12 protein-coding genes are annotated in these 18,632 nt (G+C 72.8%); 5 read left to right on the forward strand and 7 right to left on the reverse strand.

The window, feature by feature from the left end; translation table 11 throughout:
• Positions 1–113: 113 nt before the first annotated feature.
• A complete protein-coding gene (locus tag GA0070564_RS01045) occupies positions 114–2,504 on the reverse strand; it encodes a putative bifunctional diguanylate cyclase/phosphodiesterase (RefSeq protein ID WP_091601246.1) in 2,391 nt (796 codons plus the stop codon).
• Between the two features lie 111 nt (positions 2,505–2,615).
• Here GA0070564_RS01045 and ilvD point away from each other — a divergent pair, with 111 nt between their 5' ends.
• From ilvD to GA0070564_RS01060, 3 genes are all read left to right on the forward strand, one after another.
• The gene (gene ilvD, locus GA0070564_RS01050) at positions 2,616–4,463 is read left to right on the forward strand and encodes a dihydroxy-acid dehydratase (protein WP_091601248.1); all 1,848 of its coding nucleotides are present in this window, start codon (positions 2,616–2,618) and stop codon (positions 4,461–4,463) included.
• A gap of 77 nt (positions 4,464–4,540) precedes the next feature.
• Positions 4,541–5,263, forward strand: coding sequence for a hypothetical protein (locus GA0070564_RS01055; RefSeq protein ID WP_091601250.1), 723 nt, complete (start codon positions 4,541–4,543; stop codon positions 5,261–5,263).
• A gap of 110 nt (positions 5,264–5,373) precedes the next feature.
• The gene (locus GA0070564_RS01060) at positions 5,374–5,889 is read left to right on the forward strand and encodes a DinB family protein (RefSeq protein ID WP_091601252.1); all 516 of its coding nucleotides are present in this window, start codon (positions 5,374–5,376) and stop codon (positions 5,887–5,889) included.
• Positions 5,890–5,941: 52 nt separating this feature from the next.
• Here the strand turns inward: GA0070564_RS01060 and GA0070564_RS01065 are convergent, their stop codons facing one another.
• The 5 genes from GA0070564_RS01065 to GA0070564_RS01085 form a co-directional block, all read right to left on the reverse strand.
• Positions 5,942–7,927, reverse strand: coding sequence for a cellulase family glycosylhydrolase (locus GA0070564_RS01065; protein ID WP_091601254.1), 1,986 nt, complete (start codon positions 7,925–7,927; stop codon positions 5,942–5,944).
• Between the two features lie 74 nt (positions 7,928–8,001).
• Complete coding sequence (locus GA0070564_RS01070) at positions 8,002–10,446, reverse strand: glycoside hydrolase family 2 protein (RefSeq protein ID WP_091601256.1); 2,445 nt, start codon at positions 10,444–10,446, stop codon at positions 8,002–8,004.
• A gap of 55 nt (positions 10,447–10,501) precedes the next feature.
• Positions 10,502–11,344 (reverse strand): carbohydrate ABC transporter permease, encoded by an 843-nt coding sequence (locus tag GA0070564_RS01075; protein ID WP_091601259.1) that lies wholly within the window; start codon positions 11,342–11,344, stop codon positions 10,502–10,504.
• 115 nt (positions 11,345–11,459) lie between these two features.
• Positions 11,460–12,476 carry a carbohydrate ABC transporter permease gene (locus tag GA0070564_RS01080; protein ID WP_091601261.1) on the reverse strand — a complete coding sequence of 339 codons (1,017 nt, stop codon included), beginning with the start codon at positions 12,474–12,476 and terminating at the stop codon, positions 11,460–11,462.
• 130 nt (positions 12,477–12,606) lie between these two features.
• Entirely contained in the window at positions 12,607–13,893 is a 1,287-nt protein-coding gene (locus GA0070564_RS01085) for an ABC transporter substrate-binding protein (protein ID WP_091601263.1), read from the reverse strand.
• Between the two features lie 371 nt (positions 13,894–14,264).
• Between GA0070564_RS01085 and GA0070564_RS01090 the strand changes: the two genes are divergently transcribed.
• Positions 14,265–15,284 (forward strand): LacI family DNA-binding transcriptional regulator, encoded by a 1,020-nt coding sequence (locus GA0070564_RS01090; RefSeq protein ID WP_091601265.1) that lies wholly within the window; start codon positions 14,265–14,267, stop codon positions 15,282–15,284.
• Positions 15,285–15,317: 33 nt separating this feature from the next.
• Here the strand turns inward: GA0070564_RS01090 and GA0070564_RS01095 are convergent, their stop codons facing one another.
• Complete coding sequence (locus tag GA0070564_RS01095) at positions 15,318–17,978, reverse strand: putative bifunctional diguanylate cyclase/phosphodiesterase (protein ID WP_245669776.1); 2,661 nt, start codon at positions 17,976–17,978, stop codon at positions 15,318–15,320.
• Between the two features lie 267 nt (positions 17,979–18,245).
• On the opposite strand from GA0070564_RS01095, the gene GA0070564_RS01100 reads away from it, so the two are divergent.
• Positions 18,246–18,623 (forward strand): PH domain-containing protein, encoded by a 378-nt coding sequence (locus GA0070564_RS01100; RefSeq protein WP_091601266.1) that lies wholly within the window; start codon positions 18,246–18,248, stop codon positions 18,621–18,623.
• Positions 18,624–18,632: the final 9 nt, after the last annotated feature.

Below are 18,632 nucleotides of genomic sequence, written 5' to 3' on the forward strand. Positions count from 1 at the left end.
GTTCCGACGGCAACAAAAAAGCCCACGTGCTCAACGCACGGGGCCAGCGCACTCTCGACGAGGGAGAGTGCGCTCAGGTAAGTACTCGCGACGACCACTGGGACGGCATGCGGTCAAGCCTGACGCATCTCACGCGATGAGTCAACTGATCCCACATTTTGGTTAACGGAGAGCGACGGATCACCCGTCGGTGGGACCGGCGCGCCCGGGGCCGCCTGCGCCGACCTGCCCGCCGACCGATCACCGGAGCGCTGCGCGGGCACCACCGGCAGCTGCGTCGGCCGGGCCGCCGGTGAGGTGGCCGCGTCGAGCATCGCCTCCAGGTGCTCGGCCGGCACCCCCCAGCCGAAGAGCGCGCCCTGCCCGAAGCGGCAGCCGGCGGCCACCACGGCGGCCAGCTCCGTGGGCGTGGTCACCCCCTCGGCGATGACCTCCAACCCGAGCTGGTGCCCCAACCGCATGACGATGTCGACCATCGGGGCGAAGGCGGGCCCGTCCCGGCCCACGGGACGGACCGGCTCGTGCTCGGCCACCAGACTGTGGTCGATCTTGAGGATGTCGATCGGCAGCCGGCGCAGCTGCCCCAGCGACGAGTAGCCGGCCCCGAAGTCGTCCAGGGCGATCCGTACCCCGGTCAGCCGCAGCGCGGCCAGCCGCCGGATCAGCTCGTCGAGGTCCGTCGCCACCGCGTGCTCGGTCACCTCCAGCACCAGCCGCTGCGGTGGCACGTGGTGCGTCCGCAACGCCTCGGCCACCTGCACCACGTATTCCGGGGCGTGCAGCTCGCGCGGTGAGACGTTCACCGACACCCACACGTCGTGCCCGTCGGCGAGCCAACGGGACAGCTGCCAGCAGGCCTGGTGCAGCACCCAGGCGCCGAGCGTGGAGATCATCCCGCACTCCTCGGCGAGCGGGATGAACTCGTCGGGCCGGACGTTGCCCAGCTCCGGGTGGTGCCAGCGGAGCAGGGCCTCGGCGCCGACCGGGCGCACCGACGGCAGCGACGCCACCGGCTGGAAGGCCAGCCGCAGCTCGTTGCGGTCGATCGCGCCGCGCAGCTCGTGCTCCAGCGTGGTCCGCCGGCGCAGCAGCTGGTCGTACGCGGCGTCGTAGCGCTCGATCCGGTTCTTGCCCCGCTGCTTGGCGTAGCGCAGGGCGAGGTCGGCGTTGCGCTGGAGCAGCTCCACGTCCGGGGTGCCGGCCGGTTCGGCCAGACCGATGCTGACCGAGAGGAAGACCGGCCCGTCCAACTGCTCGTAGGGGCGGCCCAGCAGGGCGAGCAGTCGCTCGGCGACCGGGTCGGCCTCGGCGTGCCCGCCGTGCACCAGCACCGCGAACTCGTCCCCGCCGAGCCGGGCGGCCAGGTCTCCGGGGCGCAGGTTGCCGCGCAGCCGCAACCCCACCTCGGCCAGCACCGCGTCACCGACGTCGTGGCCACGCATGTCATTGACGTTCTTGAAGCCGTCCAGGTCGAGCACGAGTAGCACGCAGGGCACCCCGGCCTCGGCGCAGCGGTGCAGGGCACGCAGCAGGCCACGGCGGTTGGCCAGCCCGGTCAGCGGGTCGGTGTGCGCCAGCTCCCGGAAGTGCCGCTCCCGCTCGGCCAGCCGGGCGGCGTACCCGCGCACGTCGTTGAGGGTGAGGTACTGCCGCGCCACCAGCGCGAAGCCCTCCAGGCTGCCGGCGACGATGGCCAGCGCGTCGAACCGGCCGCCCTGGGCGAGGTGGTACATCGCCGAGGCGGCCATGCCGAACATCGGGACGAACGCGTACTCGCCGTCCCGGCCGATCGGGTCGACGTCCAGCTGCCCCGGTGGGCCCACCCGGCGGGCCGCCACCGCGCAGGCCGCCAACCCCAGTGCGGTGAGCACCGCGCCCACCGCGACCACCGCCGGGCCGGCCTGGCAGAGCCCCGCGGCGACGGCGAGGCCGCCCCAGGTGGTCACCGTGCCGCCGGCGGCCAGCAGGGCCAGCCGGCGGCGCGGCGCGGCGGAGCGCACCACCACGATCACGGCGAGCCCGGTGGTCAGCGCGGCGGACATCGAGGCGAGCAGGATCGTCGGGCAGGCCACCGGGGTGGCCGCACCGAGCAGCCGGGTCGGCTCGGAGCAGAGCACCCAGCCGACGAACCAGAGGGCGGTCGCCACCACCAGCCCGTCGAGGACCAGCCGGCCGGTCGCCGCCGCGCCGGTGCCGGCGCCGGGCAGCCGGAGCAGGCCGCCGCAGAAGGCCAGCCCGGCCAGGGCCGTGCCGGCCGCGACCAGCTCGGCCCAGCCGCTGTGCCCGGCCTCCGGACCGGCCCAGCGGGGCGGGCCGGTCACCGTCGCGGTCACCCCGACCAGCAGACTGACCAGCGCGAGCACCGCCGCGCCCGCGACCAGCAGGCGGGCCGTGGCGTACGCGCCGGAGCGCCGCCGGGCGGACCAGGTCAGCAGCGCGGCGGAGCCCGCGGCGACCAGCCCGCTCAGCACCGCTGTGGCGACCATGCCCGGTGGGGACTGCACGCCCTCAACTGTGCCGGATGACCGCACCCGGCGGGGGACCGGGTGTGCATCTGTTGGGACACGGGTCGCGCGCGGCCGGGGCGGGGATCCGGTGGTGCAACACTGGTAGCCATGCCTGAGCTGCGGTCGAGGACCTCCACCCACGGTCGGACGATGGCCGGTGCCCGGGCCCTGTGGCGGGCCACCGGGATGACCGACGACGACTTCGGCAAGCCGATCGTCGCCATCGCCAACAGTTTCACCCAGTTTGTTCCGGGTCACGTACACCTCAAGGACCTCGGCGGCCTGGTCGCCGACGCGGTGGCCGAGGCGGGCGGGGTGGGCCGGGAGTTCAACACCATCGCGGTCGACGACGGCATCGCGATGGGCCACGGCGGGATGCTCTACTCGCTGCCCAGCCGCGAGCTGATCGCCGACGCGGTGGAATACATGGTCAACGCGCACTGCGCGGACGCCCTGGTCTGCATCTCCAACTGCGACAAGATCACCCCCGGCATGCTGCTGGCCGCGCTGCGGCTCAACATCCCGACGGTCTTCGTCTCCGGCGGCCCGATGGAGGCCGGCAAGACGGTGGCGATCGAGGGCGTCGTGCACTCCAAGATCGACCTGATCGACGCGATGATCGCCTCCTCCAACGAGGCGGTCACCGACGAGCAGCTCGGCGAGATCGAGCGCTCCGCCTGCCCGACCTGCGGCTCCTGCTCCGGCATGTTCACCGCCAACTCGATGAACTGCCTCACCGAGGCGATCGGCCTGGCCCTGCCGGGCAACGGTTCGACGCTGGCCACCCACGCCGCGCGCCGGTCGCTCTTCGTCGAGGCCGGCCGGACCGCGGTGGAGATCGCCAAGCGCTGGTACGACGGCGACGACGCCTCGGTGCTGCCCCGCGCGGTCGCCGGTCGGGCCGCGTTCGAGAACGCCGTCGCCCTGGACGTGGCGATGGGCGGGTCGACAAACACGATCCTGCACCTGCTCGCCGCCGCCCGCGAGGCCGAGCTGGACTTCGACGTGGCCGACATCGACGCCATCTCCCGCCGGGTGCCCTGCCTGGCCAAGGTCGCCCCGAACTCCCCGCAGTACCACATGGAGGACGTGCACCGGGCCGGCGGCATCCCGGCCATCCTCGGCGAGCTGGACCGCGCCGGCCTGCTGCACCGGGACGTGCACGCCGTGCACTCCCCCTCGCTGGCCCAGTGGCTGACCGACTGGGACGTCCGGGGCGGTTCACCGAAGCCGGAGGCGGTCGAGCTGTTCCACGCCGCCCCGGGTGGGGTGCGCACCACCGAGCCCTTCTCCACCACCAACCGCTGGTCGTCGCTGGACACCGACCCGGCCGGCGGCTGCATCCGGGACCGCGAGCACGCGTACAGCGCGGACGGCGGGCTGGCCATCCTGCACGGCAACCTGGCGCCCGAGGGCTGCGTGGTGAAGACCGCCGGCGTCCCCGAGGAGTGCCTGACCTTCCGCGGCCCGGCCAAGGTCTACGAGTCCCAGGACGACGCGGTGACGGCCATCCTGGCCAAGCAGGTCGTCGCCGGGGACGTGGTGGTGATCCGCTACGAGGGCCCCAGGGGCGGCCCCGGCATGCAGGAGATGCTCTATCCCACCTCGTTCCTCAAGGGCCGGGGGCTGGGCCGGGCCTGCGCGCTGCTCACCGACGGCCGGTTCTCCGGCGGCACCTCCGGGCTCTCCATCGGGCACGTCTCCCCCGAGGCCGCCTCCGGCGGGCTGATCGCCCTGGTCCGCGACGGCGACGAGATCGTCATCGACATCCCCGGCCGGTCGATCTCGCTCGACGTTCCCGCCGACGAGCTCCAGGCCCGCCGGGTCGCCGAGGAGAAGCGGGACAAGCCCTACACGCCGACCGACCGGCAGCGGCCGGTGTCGGCGGCGCTGCGGGCGTACGCCTCGATGGCCACCTCGGCCAGCGACGGCGCCTACCGCCGCGTCCCAGAGTGAAAGCAGGGGCCCCTTCTTAACGCCTGCGGTATAGCAGGGGCCCCTTCTTAACGCCTGTCCCACTAGGCTCCGTGTCCGTGGGGACGACCGAGAGCTACGCGCGGCTGATCCGCCCGGTCGTCGACCGGGTCTACGGGGCAGCCCGGTTCGCCGCAGCGCCCCGCTTGAAGGCGTTCTACGCCGAGCGGGGCGTCGACCGCGGCTACGAGAGCAGCTTCTTCTCCGGGGTGCTCGCCCGGCCCATGCCTGCGACGGCACTCGCCGACGCGCTCGTCTACACCACCGGCAGCATGGCGGCGGAGCTGGCCCAGGGCGTGACCACCGTCGACGCCTCGGGCACCTGGCACCTCACCGAGCTGGGCCGGGAGCTGGCGACGTACGCCCAGCGGGCCACCGCCGAGGCGGCCGAGGAGCTGTGGTCCGGTGGCCGGGGGGTGCTACCCGGCCTGGCCGCCGTCCCGCGCCTGGCGGAGCTGGTCGGCCGGGTGCTGGAGCACGGTCTGGCGACCGGCGGGCCGGCATTCCGGGCGATGAGCCCGCCGTACGAGCCGGACGACGCCCCGCCCGCGCTGCTGCTGGTCACCCGGCTCGGCTCGCTGCGTCACCACCGCGCCGACGCGCACCGGGCGGCGTGGCGGGCCGCCGGTCTGACCGCCGCCGAGATCAGGGCGCTGCCGGACGGGCCGGAGCGGGCCGCCGTCGAGGCGGAGACCGACCGCCGCGACGGGCCCGCGTACGCGGTGCTCACCGAGGCCGAGCGCTGGGAGTTGCTGGCCGGTCTCGGCGCCCTGCCGGGCTAGGTCGGATCGTGTCGACCATGGAAGCCGGATCACGGCGGCGCCTCGGCACGCGGCGGTGCTCCCGATCAATTACGTCGACAGCGGTTCCGGCGTGAGGGAGACTCCCGGCGATGCCTCGACGAACCGACACGCCGCCCACCTGGGACGAGCGTACGCAGCTGGCCACCTTCCTCGACTACGCGCGCGACACCGCACGAGCCAAGTGTGAGGGCGTGTCCGCAGCAGACGCCCGCAGGGCCCCACTCCCCGATTCGCCGCTGATGACGTTGTGCGGGTTGATCAGCCATCTGCGCTGGGTCGAGTACTACTGGTTCCAGGTGATGTTCCTCGGCGAGGAGCTTGCCGGGCCACTCAGCGAGGCGACCGACGACGATCCCGACCCGGAGATGCGCAAGGCGGTCGACGTCCCACTGCCCCAGCTTCTCGCCGAGTACGAGGAGCAGAGCGCCCGCTACCGTCGCCTGGTGGCCGACCACGAGCTGGACACCGCGGCCAAGCGTCCCATCAGCGACGGCCGCCACGTGGACCTGCGGTGGGTGATCCTCCACCTCATCGAGGAGACGTCCCGCCACAACGGCCACCTAGACGTCGTGCGGGAGCTCGTCGACGGACGGACCGGCGCCTGAGACCTGTCCGGTGACCGGGCGGTGGGTCCAACCGCCGCCCGGTCACCGGGGATCACTCGGCGCGCAGGTCGTCCAGGTCGTGCGTGCCCGGGCTGACCCAGATCAGCACCCCGCGTACGTCGGTCAGGGCCGCCGGGTCGCAGGACATCTGGTTGAGCAGGTCCACCTCGACCGTGGTGCTGGTCCCCTCGGGCACCCAGCCGAACGTGGACTGGCACCAGGTGAACCCGGACCCGGTCTGCAGGGCGATCGCCGCGGAGGTGCCCGCCGTCGGCGAGGTCCGCAGGTCGTACCTCAGGGTGCCCTTGGCGGACAGGTCGACCGGCGCGGGCAGGGTCACCCCGAACCAGCCACCGCCGGTCGCCGCGACCGACAGGCCGTACGCGCCGTCGGTGTGGAAGGCGGCGGTCTGCGCCACCGTGCCGGCGTCGGCCTGCCAGCTTCCCGGCCCCCAGCCCTCCACTCCGGACTCCCAGGAGGCGAGGCGGATCGGGTCGCCGGGCGCCGGCTTGACGGTGATCGTCAGGTCGGCGACGTTCGACAGTTGCCCGGCGACGTCGCGGACGGTGTAGTGCCCCGTCGCCCTGCCCTGGAAGCCGTCCGAGGGGGTGAAGACGACGTCCCCGGCGGTCGACAGAGCAAAGGAGCCACCTGCGACAGAGGTGACGCGCTGCTGTCCGGCGAGCGCCGGGTCGAGATCGAGAGTGGACGGTTGCACCCGGCCCACGTACGCGATGTCGTTGCCCGTCGGGGTGAGGGTGACCGGCGTGCCGGCGGTGGTGGTGGCGGTGTCGTGGTCGGCGACCGGCGGGCGTGGCCGCCAGCCGCGCCGGATCCGGTCGGCGGCGTTGCTCAGGGTGGTGCAGACCGGGCTCGGGCAGTAGACGGTGTAACCGTCGTAGTCGGGGTAGGGCGTGCCGTCGTCCTGGCTGCCGGCGAGGATCCAGTAGAGGAAGCCGGCTCCGCCGCCGCGGATCACCGCGTCGGTCCACCGCTGGTAGACCGGGTTGCGGGTGGCCCTGTCGGCCCAGCCGAACTCGCCGAGCACGGCCGGCTTGCCGACCGCCTCAGCCTCCCGGTTGTGCCGCTCGATCCAGGCGACACCCCAGTCGGCGTCCTTGTCCCAGTGGTCCGGATAGAGGTGGTAGCCCATCAGGTCCACGGCCGGCAGCTTCGCCAGCGCCACCGCGTCGACGCCCTCGCCGCAGTTCACCGTCCACTCCGCGGCGGCCGGGTCGTCGCAGAAGAAGCCCTCGTCGCCGACGCCGACCAGGTGCCGGCGGTCGACCGACCTGACGTGCCGGCTCATCTCGTCGGCCCAGCCGGTGACCGTCGCCGTCGAGCAGCCCGGCGAGGTCGGGTAGACCCCGGAGCCCTTGCAGCGCGGCTCGTTCGCCAGCTCCCAGGCCAGCACCGTCGGGTCGTCCTTGTACGCGACCCCGGTCAGCGGGTTGACCCGGTCGAGCACGTGCGACACCCAGTCGCGGTACCAGCCCCGGATCACCGGGTCGGTGTAGAAGTCGTCGTGGTGCGCGGCGCCGCGCCAGCGGACGTACTGGTCCATGCCGCCGAAGTCGCGCCAGTTGTTGACCAGCGGCACGACCACCTTGAGACCCTCGCGGCGGGCCGCGTAGAGCACGTAGTCGAGGCGCTGCAACCCGTCCGGGCCGTCGTTGTAGGCCGGTCTCGTGCCGTCCCAGTACTGGAACCAGACCCCGTCGGAGGGGCCGGAGACCGAGTCGGTGCCGCCCGGGGTGCCGATGTCCAGGAAGCCCCAGTGCCGCAGCACGGTCAACCGGGCGGCCTTCGCGTCGGCGAGGACGTCGTCGACCATCGCGCGGGACTTGTACTCCAGGTAGTAGTTGTTGCTGCCGGCGAACCGGAACGGCCTGCCGTCCAGGAAGAGCCGGTCCCCCTTGCGCACCACGAAGCCGGCACCGGGCCGGCCGGCGGCGGCCGCGGCGGGCGGGGCCGTCACGCCGGTCGCGGTGAGCAGCCCGGCCAGCGCCAGCAGTACGCCGGCGAGCCTTCTTCTCATCGGTGTCCCTCTCGGACGAGGTGTTAAGAAGGGGCCCCTGCTATACGCCAGGCGTTAAGAAGGGGCCCCTGCTTTCATCGGATGTCGTTGACGCAGCGCAGGACCGGACGGGCGGTCAGCGCGGCCGGGTCCAGCGGCCCGTCCGCGTGCACGGTGAACGTGGCCGACTCCCCCGGCAGCAGGGTGACCAGTGCCCGGTCCACTCCGGCGGACGGGTCGAGCCGGTCCGGGAAGAGGGTCAGGTCGCGCAGCACGCTGCGGGCGGTCACCCGGACCCGCTGGCCACCGTCGGCGGGCTCGACCACCGCGTCCAACTCCGGCGCCGGCCAGTCGATGTCCCGGTCCTCGGCGAAGAACCACAACGCCCGCTCCGCCGTCTCGCCGGCCTCGGCCACCAGCAGCTCCCGGTCGGCCTGCTCGGGCCCGGCCAGGTCCGCGGGCAGCGCCAGGGTCACCGCCGAGTACGCCGGGACGTCGAGCTGGACCGAGGTCTTCGCCCTCGGCTCCCCGGCCAGGGTGAGCCGGGTGACCGTGGCCGGCGCGCTCCACGCCTCGCCGGTCTCGTTCACCGCCACCAACGCCAGCCCGCCGTCGCGCGGCTGCACGGTGAGCAGCCGGTCGGCGTACGCGGTGCGCAGTGCGTACCAGAGCGGCTTGCGCCGGCCGTCGCCGTCGACCGCCGCCCAGGAGGTGACCGGCCAGCAGTCGTTGAGCTGCCACACGATGGTGCCCATGCAGACCGGCCGGTACGACCGGAAGTGCTCCACCCCGAGCTGGATGGCGCGGGCCTGGTTGAGCTGGGTCAGGTAGTGCCAGTCGTCGAAGTCGGCCGGGGCGGGCAGGTGTGCGTCCAGCCCCCGCTGGAGCTTCCGGTCCCCGTCGATCGCCTTCTGGTGGTGCGCCATGCCCGGCGAGTCGTGCGCGAGCGGCTCGTCGGTCAGCGCCCGGCGCAGCGTCGCGTACGCCGGGGGCGCCTGGTAGCCGAACTCGGCGACGAAGCGGGGGACGTACTCCCGGTACTTCGTGTAGTCGTCGTCGTTCCAGACGTCCCAGATGTGCATGGTGCCGTGCGCCGGGTCGTTCGGGTGGATGTCGTCGCTACCCGACCAGGGGCTGCCCGGCCAGTACGGGCGGGTCGGGTCCAGCTCGCCCACGATGGCGGGCAGCAGCTCCAGGTAGTAGCCGCGCCCCCAGGTGCGGCCGGCGAGCGGCTCCTGCCAGTCCCAGTCGTGCCAACCCCAGATGTTCTCGTTGTTGCCGGTCCAGAGCACCAGCGACGGGTGGGCGGCCAGCCGGGTCACCTGCTCGCGCGCCTCCGCCTCGACCTCGGTGCGGAACGGCTCCTCCTCCGGGTACGCCGCGCAGGCGAAGAGGAAGTCCTGCTGCACCAGCATGCCCAGCTCGTCGGCCAGCTCGTAGAAGTCGTCCGACTCGTACCGGCCGCCGCCCCAGATCCGCAGCAGGTTGATGTTCGCACCGAGGGCCTGGTCGAAGCGTTCGGCCAGCCGCTCCCGGGTGATCTCGGTGAGGAACGGGTGGTCCGGGATCCAGTTGATGCCGCGCACGAAGACCGGCACGTCGTTGACGTGCAGGACGAACGGGGTGCCGTGCGCGTCGGGGGTGGTGTCGAGGCGTACCGAGCGGAAGCCGATCCGCTTCGACCAGCCGTCCAGCGCCCGGCCGTCGATGGCGCAGAGGGTGACGTCGAGGTCGTACAGCGGCTGCTCGCCGTACCCTCGGGGCCACCACAGCTCGGGCTCGCGGACGGTGAGGGTCAGCACGGCCGTGCGCTCCCCCACCGGGACGGTGACCTCGCCGGTCGCGCCGGCCACGGCGGCGCGCAGCGTCAGCGGCGCGTCGGCGGCCCGCTCCACCTCGACGTGCAGCTCCACCCGGCCGGTGCCGTCGGCCACGGTGACCACCGGGCGGACGTCGGCCAGCCGGGCGGTCGACCAGGCGTGCAGGCCGATCTCCTGCCAGATGCCGGCGGTCACCACGGTGGGACCCCAGTCCCAGCCGAAGTTGCAGGCCATCTTCCGGATGAACTGGAACGGCTCCGGGTAGGCGTTGGGCCGGTCGCCGAGCCGGTCCCGCTGCGCCTCGGCGTAGCGGTACGCCGAGTCGAACCGCACGGTGAGCGTGTTGCCGCCCGGCCGCAGCAGCGACCGGACGTCGAAGCGGTGGCCGCGGTGCATGTTCTGCGTCCGGCCCACCTCGATCCCGTTGACGTCCACGGTGGCCACGGTGTCCAGGCCGGCGCAGACCAGGTCGACCCGGTCGTCGTCGCCGGGCTGCCAGTCGAAGCTGCTCTCGTAGACCCAGTCGGTGCGGCCGATCCAGGCCAGCCGGGTCTCGTTGTCGTCACCGAACGGGTCGGGGATCAGCCCGGCGGCCAGCAGGTCGGTGTGTACGCAACCCGGCACGGTGGCCGGCACGGCCCGCTCGGCGACCTCGGCCGGCACCCCGGCCCCCGGTACGGCCCGCAGCGTCCAGCCCTCGTGCAGCGTCTGTCGGGTCACAGGGTCACCTCTGATCGCGACTGCGGGGCTCGCAAAACCGGCTCACTCCTCGCGCTCACGACTTCACCGCGCCTTCCATGATTCCGCGGACGATCTGCCGTCCACCGATGAAGAGCATCACCAGCAGGGGGATGGTGGCGAGGAACGCGCCGGCCAGCACCCGCCGGTAGATGACGTAGTTGCCGCTGGCCAGGTCCGAGATCGCGACCATCGAGGTCGGGAAGTCGGTGCCGGACAGGGTGATCAGCGGCCACTGGAACTCGTTCCAGGTGGCCACGAAGCTGAGCAGGCCCAGCACGGCCAGAGCCGGGCGGATCGCCGGGAGCACGATGTTGGCGTACACCCGCATGGTGGTGGCGCCGTCCACCCGGGCCGACTCGATCAGCTCGTCGGGCACCGTGTTGACGATGAACTGCCGCATGTAGAACACGCCGAACGCGGTGACCAGGCCGGGCGCGATGACGGCGAGCAGGGTGCCGTTCCAGCCGAGCTTGCCCATCACGATGTAGAGCGCGACGATGCCGAGCTGGTTGGGCACGGTCAGGGTGAGCACCACGAAGACCATCAGCGCGTTGCTGCCCTTGAAGCGCAGCTTGGCGAAGGCGAAGCCGGCCAGCGAGCAGAAGAAGAGCACCGAGGCGGTCACCACGGACGAGACGATCACGCTGTTGACCAGCGAGGCGGCGAAGTAGACGTCCTGGAGGCTGAAGACCTCGTTGACGTTGGTCATGAACCGATCGCCGGGGATCACCGCCGGGGGCAGCTTGGCCAGCGCCTCGTCGTTGCTGGTGGCGATGACGAACATCCAGTAGAGCGGGAACGCCGCGAAGAGCATGGTCAGCGCGAGGAAGACGTACGTCCAGACACCCGCCGGGGAGTCCTGGGGGGCCCGGGCCATCGCCCCGGGCCGGCGCCGCGCGGCGGCGACGGGGGTACGCGGGGGCGCAACGGCCGTCAACTGAGGCTCCTTTCGTTCGCGACTGCGGTACTCCGCTTCGCTGCGTTCCTCGCGCTCACCGACGACCTCCGGACAGTCGGTTGGTCGCCCAGAAGTTGATGCCGGCGACGATCAGGATGATGAGGAAGAGGGCCCACGACATCGCGGCGGCGTAGCCGAGGTTCAGGTCCTTCCAGCCGACCTTGTAGATCAGCTGGGCGATGGTCTGCCACTCGCGGTTCGGCCCGCCGGTGGCGTTCTGGGCGTTCTGGTCGAAGAGCATCGGCTCGGTGAAGAGCTGGAGTCCGCCGATGGTGGAGAGGATGACCGTGAAGACGACCACGGGCTGGATCATCGGCACCGTGATCCGCCAGAGCTGCTTCCACGGGCCGGCGCCGTCGATCGCCGCCGCCTCGTAGACGTCGCGCGGGATGGACTGCATGGCGGCCAGGTAGAGCAGCGCGTTGTAGCCGATCCACTTCCAGTTGACCATCGTGGCGATGGCGATCCAGGAGTGCAGCTTGTCGGCCCGCCAGTCGATCGGGTCATCCGGGCCGCCGATGCCCAGCAGGCCGAGCACCCAGTTGGCCATGCCGAACTCGCGGGAGAAGAAGACGCTGAACACCATCGTCGAGGCGACGATCGGGGTGATGTAGGGCAGCAGCACCCCCACCCGCCACCAGGTCTGCGCCCGCAGCTTGCGGTTGAGCAGCGAGGCGACCACCAGGGCGAGCAGCAGCTGCGGCACCGACGACAGCAGGAAGATGCCGAAGGTGTTGTAGAGGGCGTTCCAGAAGTACTCGTCGCCGAAGAGCTTGGTGAAGTTCGCGAAGCCGGCCCAGTACGGCAGCGTCGGGTCGTCGAGCCGGTAGTTGCGCAGCGAGACCACGGCGTTGAACAGCAGCGGGAACAGCCCGAAGACGGCGAAGAGCAGGAAGAACGGCGCGATCATCAGGTACGGCATGTAGCGCATGTCGAAGCGGTACAGCCGGTTGCGCCAGTTCAGTCGCCGCTCGTCCGCCCCGGAGCCGCCGGCGCGCCTGGGCGCGGACCGGTGGGCGGGCGGCGTGGGCGCGGCACGCGTGGTGGACATGGGATCACTCCAGGGCGGAAGAGGTGACACGGGCTTCGGGCGGGGCGACGCCGTTGCGGTCGGGCGTACGCCGGGGGTGGTGCGGCGGCGGAGCGGGTGCCGGACCCGCCCCGCCGCCGCGCCGGTCAGGTCAGGAACTCTTGACCTTCTCGGCAGCCTTGACCGCCTCCGCCCAGGCGGCGTCCGGCTTCAGGGTCTTGTTCTCCACCCGGCGGATGACGTTCTCCACCTCGACCCGGGTCGGGCCGTTCTTCTTGCCCAGGTACTGCGGGGTGAGACCCTGCGCCATCTTGGGGAAGATCTGGCCCACCGGGGCGTTGTTGAAGAACGGGTTCTTGAAGTCGGCGATCGCCGGGTCCGAGTAGAGCGCCGGCTGCGAGGGCAGGTTGCCGACCTTCTTGAAGATCTCGATCTGCTGCTCGGGGGCGACCAGCCAGGTGAGCAGCTTGTACGCCTCGTCGACGTGCTTGCCCTGCTTGGGGATGGTCAGGAACGAGCCACCCCAGTTGCCACCGCCACCGGGGACCGCGGCGATGTCCCACTTGCCCTGGGTGCCGGGCGCGGTGTCCTTGATGTGGCCGAGCATCCACGCCGGGCAGGCCAGCACGGCGAAGGCGCCGCTGGTGAAGCCCTTGTCCCAGTCGGCCTGGAAGCTGACCAGGTTGGCCGAGAGGCCGGCGTCGACCGCCTTGACGGTGTAGTCGAAGGCGACCTTGGGGCCCTGCTCCATCTGGAGCTGCTCCTGGTCGTTGTAGAAGCCGACCGGCTGCTGGCCGAGGATCGGGTTGAACAGGTTGGTGCCGGCGTCGACGAACTTCTTCTTGGTCTTGGCCGTGTACTGCTGGCCGACCTCGATGAACTTGTCCCAGGTGGGCCAGAGGGCGGAGACCTGGTCCCGCTCGGTGGGCAGGCCGGCGGCCTTGAACAGGTCGGTGCGGTAGCACATGGCCAGGCCACCGACGTCGGTGCCGAGGCCGATCTGGGTCTTGCCGTCGGCCGACAGCGACTGCTTCCACTTCCAGGGCAGGTACTTGCTCTCGTAGTCCGCGGCGCCCTTGTCGAGCAGGTTGACGAACTTGTCGGACTGGCCGCGGAACTGGACCATGAAGCCCTCGTCGATCGCCGCGATGTCCGCCGCGCCGTTGCCGGCGACGAGCTTCTTCTGCAGGTCCTCGTGCTGGGCGTTGTACTCGCCCGAGTTCAGCTGGATCTTGACGTTCGGGTGCTCGGCCTCGTACTTGGTCTTGAGGTCGGTCAGGCCGAAGTCGCCCCAGAAGTTGATCTTCAGGGTGACCGGGCCGCTGGCGGAGTCCGAGTCGCCACCCTTGGTGCCCTGGCCGCTGCAGGCGGCGATCAGGCTCAGGCCGACGGTGCCCGCGGCGAGCGCGCGGGCCCACCGCGTCCAGGACCGTTTCATGTCATCCTCCGAGCAAATGGGAACGCTCCCGGGATCGAGAGACGTTGACTGAACCGGATAAGTGGGGCCACCGTACGGTTCAGCCCCGGCAGTGTCAACGGGCGGTTAACGCCGTGGCCGTCCCGTAATCATCTCGACGCCGTGGGAGCGCGACCATGCGTGGTTGAGCGCTATACCGCGCAGTTGTGAACGACAGGGTCTGGCGCTGCCCCGGGGGCCACCCCGTACGCTTAACCGAACAAGCAGCCGTTCAGTTGGCCCGGCGCGGCGGTGATCATCCGTCGATCGGTTGGGTTAGCGTGAGTGGTCGCCGGTGAACCCGGCGCCAGGCAAGCCCGCCCCGAGGGGCCGGACAGTGGAGGAGCGCGCCGGTGAAGCGGCCGACCATCGCCGACGTCGCCCGGCGCGCCGGGGTCTCGAAGGGCGCGGTGTCCTACGCGCTGAACGGCCAGCCCGGGGTCTCCGAGGCCACCCGGCAGCGGATCCTCGCCATCGCCGCCGAGATCGGGTTCAGTCCGAGCAGCGCCGCCCGGGCGCTCTCCGGCGCCACCGCCAAGGCCGTCGGCCTGGCCCTGTGCCGGCCCGCCCGGATACTGGGCATCGAGCCGTTCTTCATGGAGCTGATCAGCGGCGTCGAGGCGGAGCTGTCCGCCCGGTCGTACGCGCTCACCCTCCAGGTGGTGGCCGACCAGGACGCCGAGATCGCGGTCTACCGGCGCTGGTGGGCCGAGCGCCGGGTGGACGGCGTCTTCGTCTGCGACCTGCGCACCGACGACCGCCGGGTGCCGGCCCTGGAGGAACTGCAACTGCCGGCCGTGGTGATCGGCGGCCCCGGGCACACCGGCACCCTGGCCAGCGTCTGGTCCGACGACGCGGCCGCCCTGGTGGAGACCGTGGAATACCTGGTCGCGCTCGGGCACCGGCGGATCGCCCGGGTCGGCGGCCTGCCCTCGCTGCTGCACACCGAGATCCGCTCGGACGCGTTCACCGAGGTCTGCGCCCGGCTCGGGCTGGACGAGGCGAGCACCGTCTGGTCCGACTACACCGGCGAGGAGGGCGCCCGGGCCACCCGGCGACTGCTCAGCTCGGCCGCCCGCCCCACCGCGGTGATCTACGACAACGACGTGATGGCGATCGCCGGCCTCTCCGTGGCCCAGGAGATGGGGCTCCAGGTCCCCGGCGACCTGTCGATCGTGGCCTGGGACGACTCGCCGCTCTGCCAGCTGGTGCACCCACCGCTGACCGCGCTGGGCCGGGACATCCCCGCGTACGGCGCGCACGCCGCCCGGCAGCTGCTCGCGGCGATCGCCGGCGAACCGGTCAGCGGGTTGCAGGACGAGACCGCCCACCTCACCCCGCGGGGCAGCACCGCGCCGCCGCGCATCAGGTGAACCGGTTAAGTAAACAGCTGAACGGCTGACCGCTCACCGGGACGCCGAGGGGAACTCCTCGAAGTACGCCTCCACCCGCTCCGCGGTCGCCGGACGGGCCAGCACGAAGCCCTGCCCGTACCGGCAGCCGGCCCGGTGGGCCCGATCCACCTGGCCGATCGACTCGAGCTGTTCGGCCACCACCGCCACGCCCAACCGGTCGGCCAGGCTCACCACCACGTCCAGCAGCGGGCGCTGCGGGTCGTCCGCCGCGCCCACCAGCTCCGGGCCGACCTTCAGCAGATCGATCGGGAGCCGGCGGAGCTGCGCCAGCGAGGCGTGCTCGGGCCGGAAGTCGTCCAGGGCGATCCGTACGCCCAGCGACCGCAACCCGGCCAGCCGGGCGGCGACCGTGCCGGCATCCTCGGTCACCAGCGGCTCGGACACCTCGATCACCAGCCGCTCCCCCGGCACCCCGTGCTCGGCCAGCAGCGTCGCGGCCCGCTCCACGAAGTCGGTTCCGGCCAGCTCCCGGGGGGTCACGTTCACCGCCATCCACAGCTGCGGGCTGCCCGCCGACCAGTCGGCGAGCTGCCGGCAGGCCCGGGCCAGCACCCAACGCCCCAACTCCCCCAGCAGGTCCAGGTCACCGGCGACGGGCAGCAGCTCCGCCGGCAGCACCGTCCCCAGCACCGGGCTGCGCCAGCGCAGCAGCGCCTCGGTGCCCACCGGGCAGCGGTCGATCAACCCCAGCACCGGCTGGTAGACCAGATCCAGCTCGCCCCGGGCCACCGCCCCGGGCAGCTCCCGCTCCAGGTCGAGCCGGCGGACCAGCTGCTCCTCCAGGTAGCCGTCGTACCACTCCACCCGGTTGCGGCCGAGCTGGACGGCCCGCCGCCGGGCCAGGTCCGCCTGGCGCAGCACGTCCTCCGCGCCGGCGTCGGTGATCTCGGCCAGCCCGACGCTGGCGGCGAGCCGCACCGGCCCGGCGTCGGGCAGCGGGTACGGCTCGCTCAGGGCCGCCACCAACCGGTCGCCCAGCCCGAACGCCAGCACCGGCCCCTCCGTGGTGACCACCGCGAACTCGTCCCCGGTCAGCCGGGCGACCAGCTCGTCCGGCCCGACCGTCCCGCGCAACCGCCGGGCCACCTCGACCAGGACCACGTCCCCGGCGGCCCGCCCGTAGGCGTCGTTCACCCCGCCGAGGCCGTGCAGGTCGACCACCAGCAGCGCGCCGGACGGGTGGCGCAGCTGCCGGCGGGAGCCCAACGCGCGCAGCAGCTCCACCCGGTTGGCCAGGCCGGTGAGCTGGTCGGTGGCGGCGAGCCGGTGCACCGTCCGCTCCAGCCGGCGCCGGTCACCGACGTCCCGCACGTGCAGCACCAGCGCCCCCACCTCGACCACGCCGCGTTGGTCACTGACCGTCGACTCGGTCTCCCGCCAGTTGCCCTGCCCGTCCCGCAGCCGGGCGGAGAGCAGCGTCGGCTCCGCGCCGTCGAGCACGCCGGTCAGCAGCCCGGCGGCGCACGGCGCGTCCTGCGGGTGCAGCAGTTCGGGCAGCGGCCGGTCGCGGACGTCGGCGTCGGTCAGCCCGAACAGCCGGGCCGCCGCCGGGGACTGCCAGCGCACCCGCAGCGCCTCGTCGAGCAGCAGCACCAGATCGTGCCCGCCGGAGACCAGGGCCCGGAAGTGCGCCTCCTGCGCGCCCAGCCGGTCGGCGTACCGGCGGTTGTCGGCGGCGGAGAGCAGCTCGCGTACCACCATCGGTGGGATGACCGCGAGGCCGAGCAGCATCCCGGTCACGTCGAACTCGCCGACGACCAGCAGGTGGCAGGCGGCGGCCACCGTGGCGATCGCCGCCGGAGCGGTCACCGTCGGCCAGACCGGCCCCGCCGGCCGTGGCGGGTCGCCACCGGCCAACCTCGCGGCGCCGGTCGCGGTGGCCAGCATCCCGCCCAGCAGCGGCGGCACGGCCAGCAGGGCCGCCCGGTCCGACGCGCCGGCCACCGGCAGGACGAGCAGCAGGCCCAGTCCGAGCAGGACGGCCGCCGCCCCGGTCCAGCAGAGCGCGGCGCCCGGCCGGCGTCGCCGGTCGGCCAGACCGGTCCCGGCGAGCCCGGCCAACAGCCCCGCGCCGACCACGGTCAGCTCGCGTACGGCCGGCGGCAGCTCACCGGGGGGCAGCAGCACCCAGGTCGCGAAGACCAGGCTGACGCCGAAGCTGACCACCTCCACCACCCGGCGCAGCCGCACCGGGCGGTCCAGCCGGGACCGGCCCGGCAGCAGGAACAGGGCACCGCCCAGCAGCACACCGGTCAGCGCCACGCCCGCGGCGACCACCGCCGACCGGTGCGCGGGCGCCACGATCGGGGGCACGGCCGCGGTGAGACCGGCCGTCGCCACCGCCGCGTCGAGCAGCCCGACGACGCGCCGTCGCAGCGCCGCGCGCCGGCTCCACCGGCCGTGCCGAGGTTGCGCCGCCACCGTCCCGGCCGGCGGGTCCGACGGCCGACCGGCGGCCGTGGCGGTCGGGGGCCGGGCACCGGCCGCGGCGGTTGGCGGGCCACCGGTGGCGGCCAGTCGGGACAGCCGGACGCCGGCCAGGACCGTACCGGCCGCGGCGGCGAGCGCCACGGCGGCGGACGGCGGCATCGCGCCGACCACGGCCAGGAACAGCAACAGGGCCGCCGCCGCCAGCACGACCGCCTCGGGCAACGGCGTTCGGGGGCGGTGACCACGGCAGGGGTACGCAAGGGGCACGGCGGTCGCCTTCGCGAGGGGGCACGGGGGCGGTGCGACGGTGCGGTGGCGCCTCCGGGATGCCTACCCTGGACGCCCAACTCCCAGAACGAGCGAGTCGCCGACCGGTGACGCCCCCAGTGGCGTGATCCAGATCACTCTGTGATCGGGCGGACCAGGCTCCCACGGCCCGGTTACCGGCCCGGGCCGGATGCCCGTCGCCGCAGGTGGGATCATTCGGGGGTGAGTCGCGTCGACACCCTCCGCTTCCGGCACAACCAGGCGATCCTGGTCGCGGCGATCGTCGCCTTCATCGGCGCGCTGCCGCTGGCCACCGCCCGGTCGTACCTGCTGCCCGTACTCCTGGTCCCGGTGGCCGTGGCGGTCTGGGCCTGGCGGGCCGGGACCGACGCCGACCCCCGGGAGCTGCGGCTGCGAGCCCTCACCGGGCAGCGCCGGATCGCCTGGGAGCGGGTCGCCGAGCTGGCCGCCGACCCCCGCGGCCGGGCGGTGGTACGGCTCGACGACGGAGAACGGCTCGTGCTGCCGGCGGTACGCGGCAGCGACCTGCCCCGGCTGGTCGCGGTGACCGGCCAGCCGCTGCCCGACACGACCCGCTGACCGGGACGC

The sequence above is a fragment of the Micromonospora mirobrigensis genome (genome assembly GCF_900091555.1).
Lineage (GTDB): Bacteria > Actinomycetota > Actinomycetes > Mycobacteriales > Micromonosporaceae > Micromonospora > Micromonospora mirobrigensis.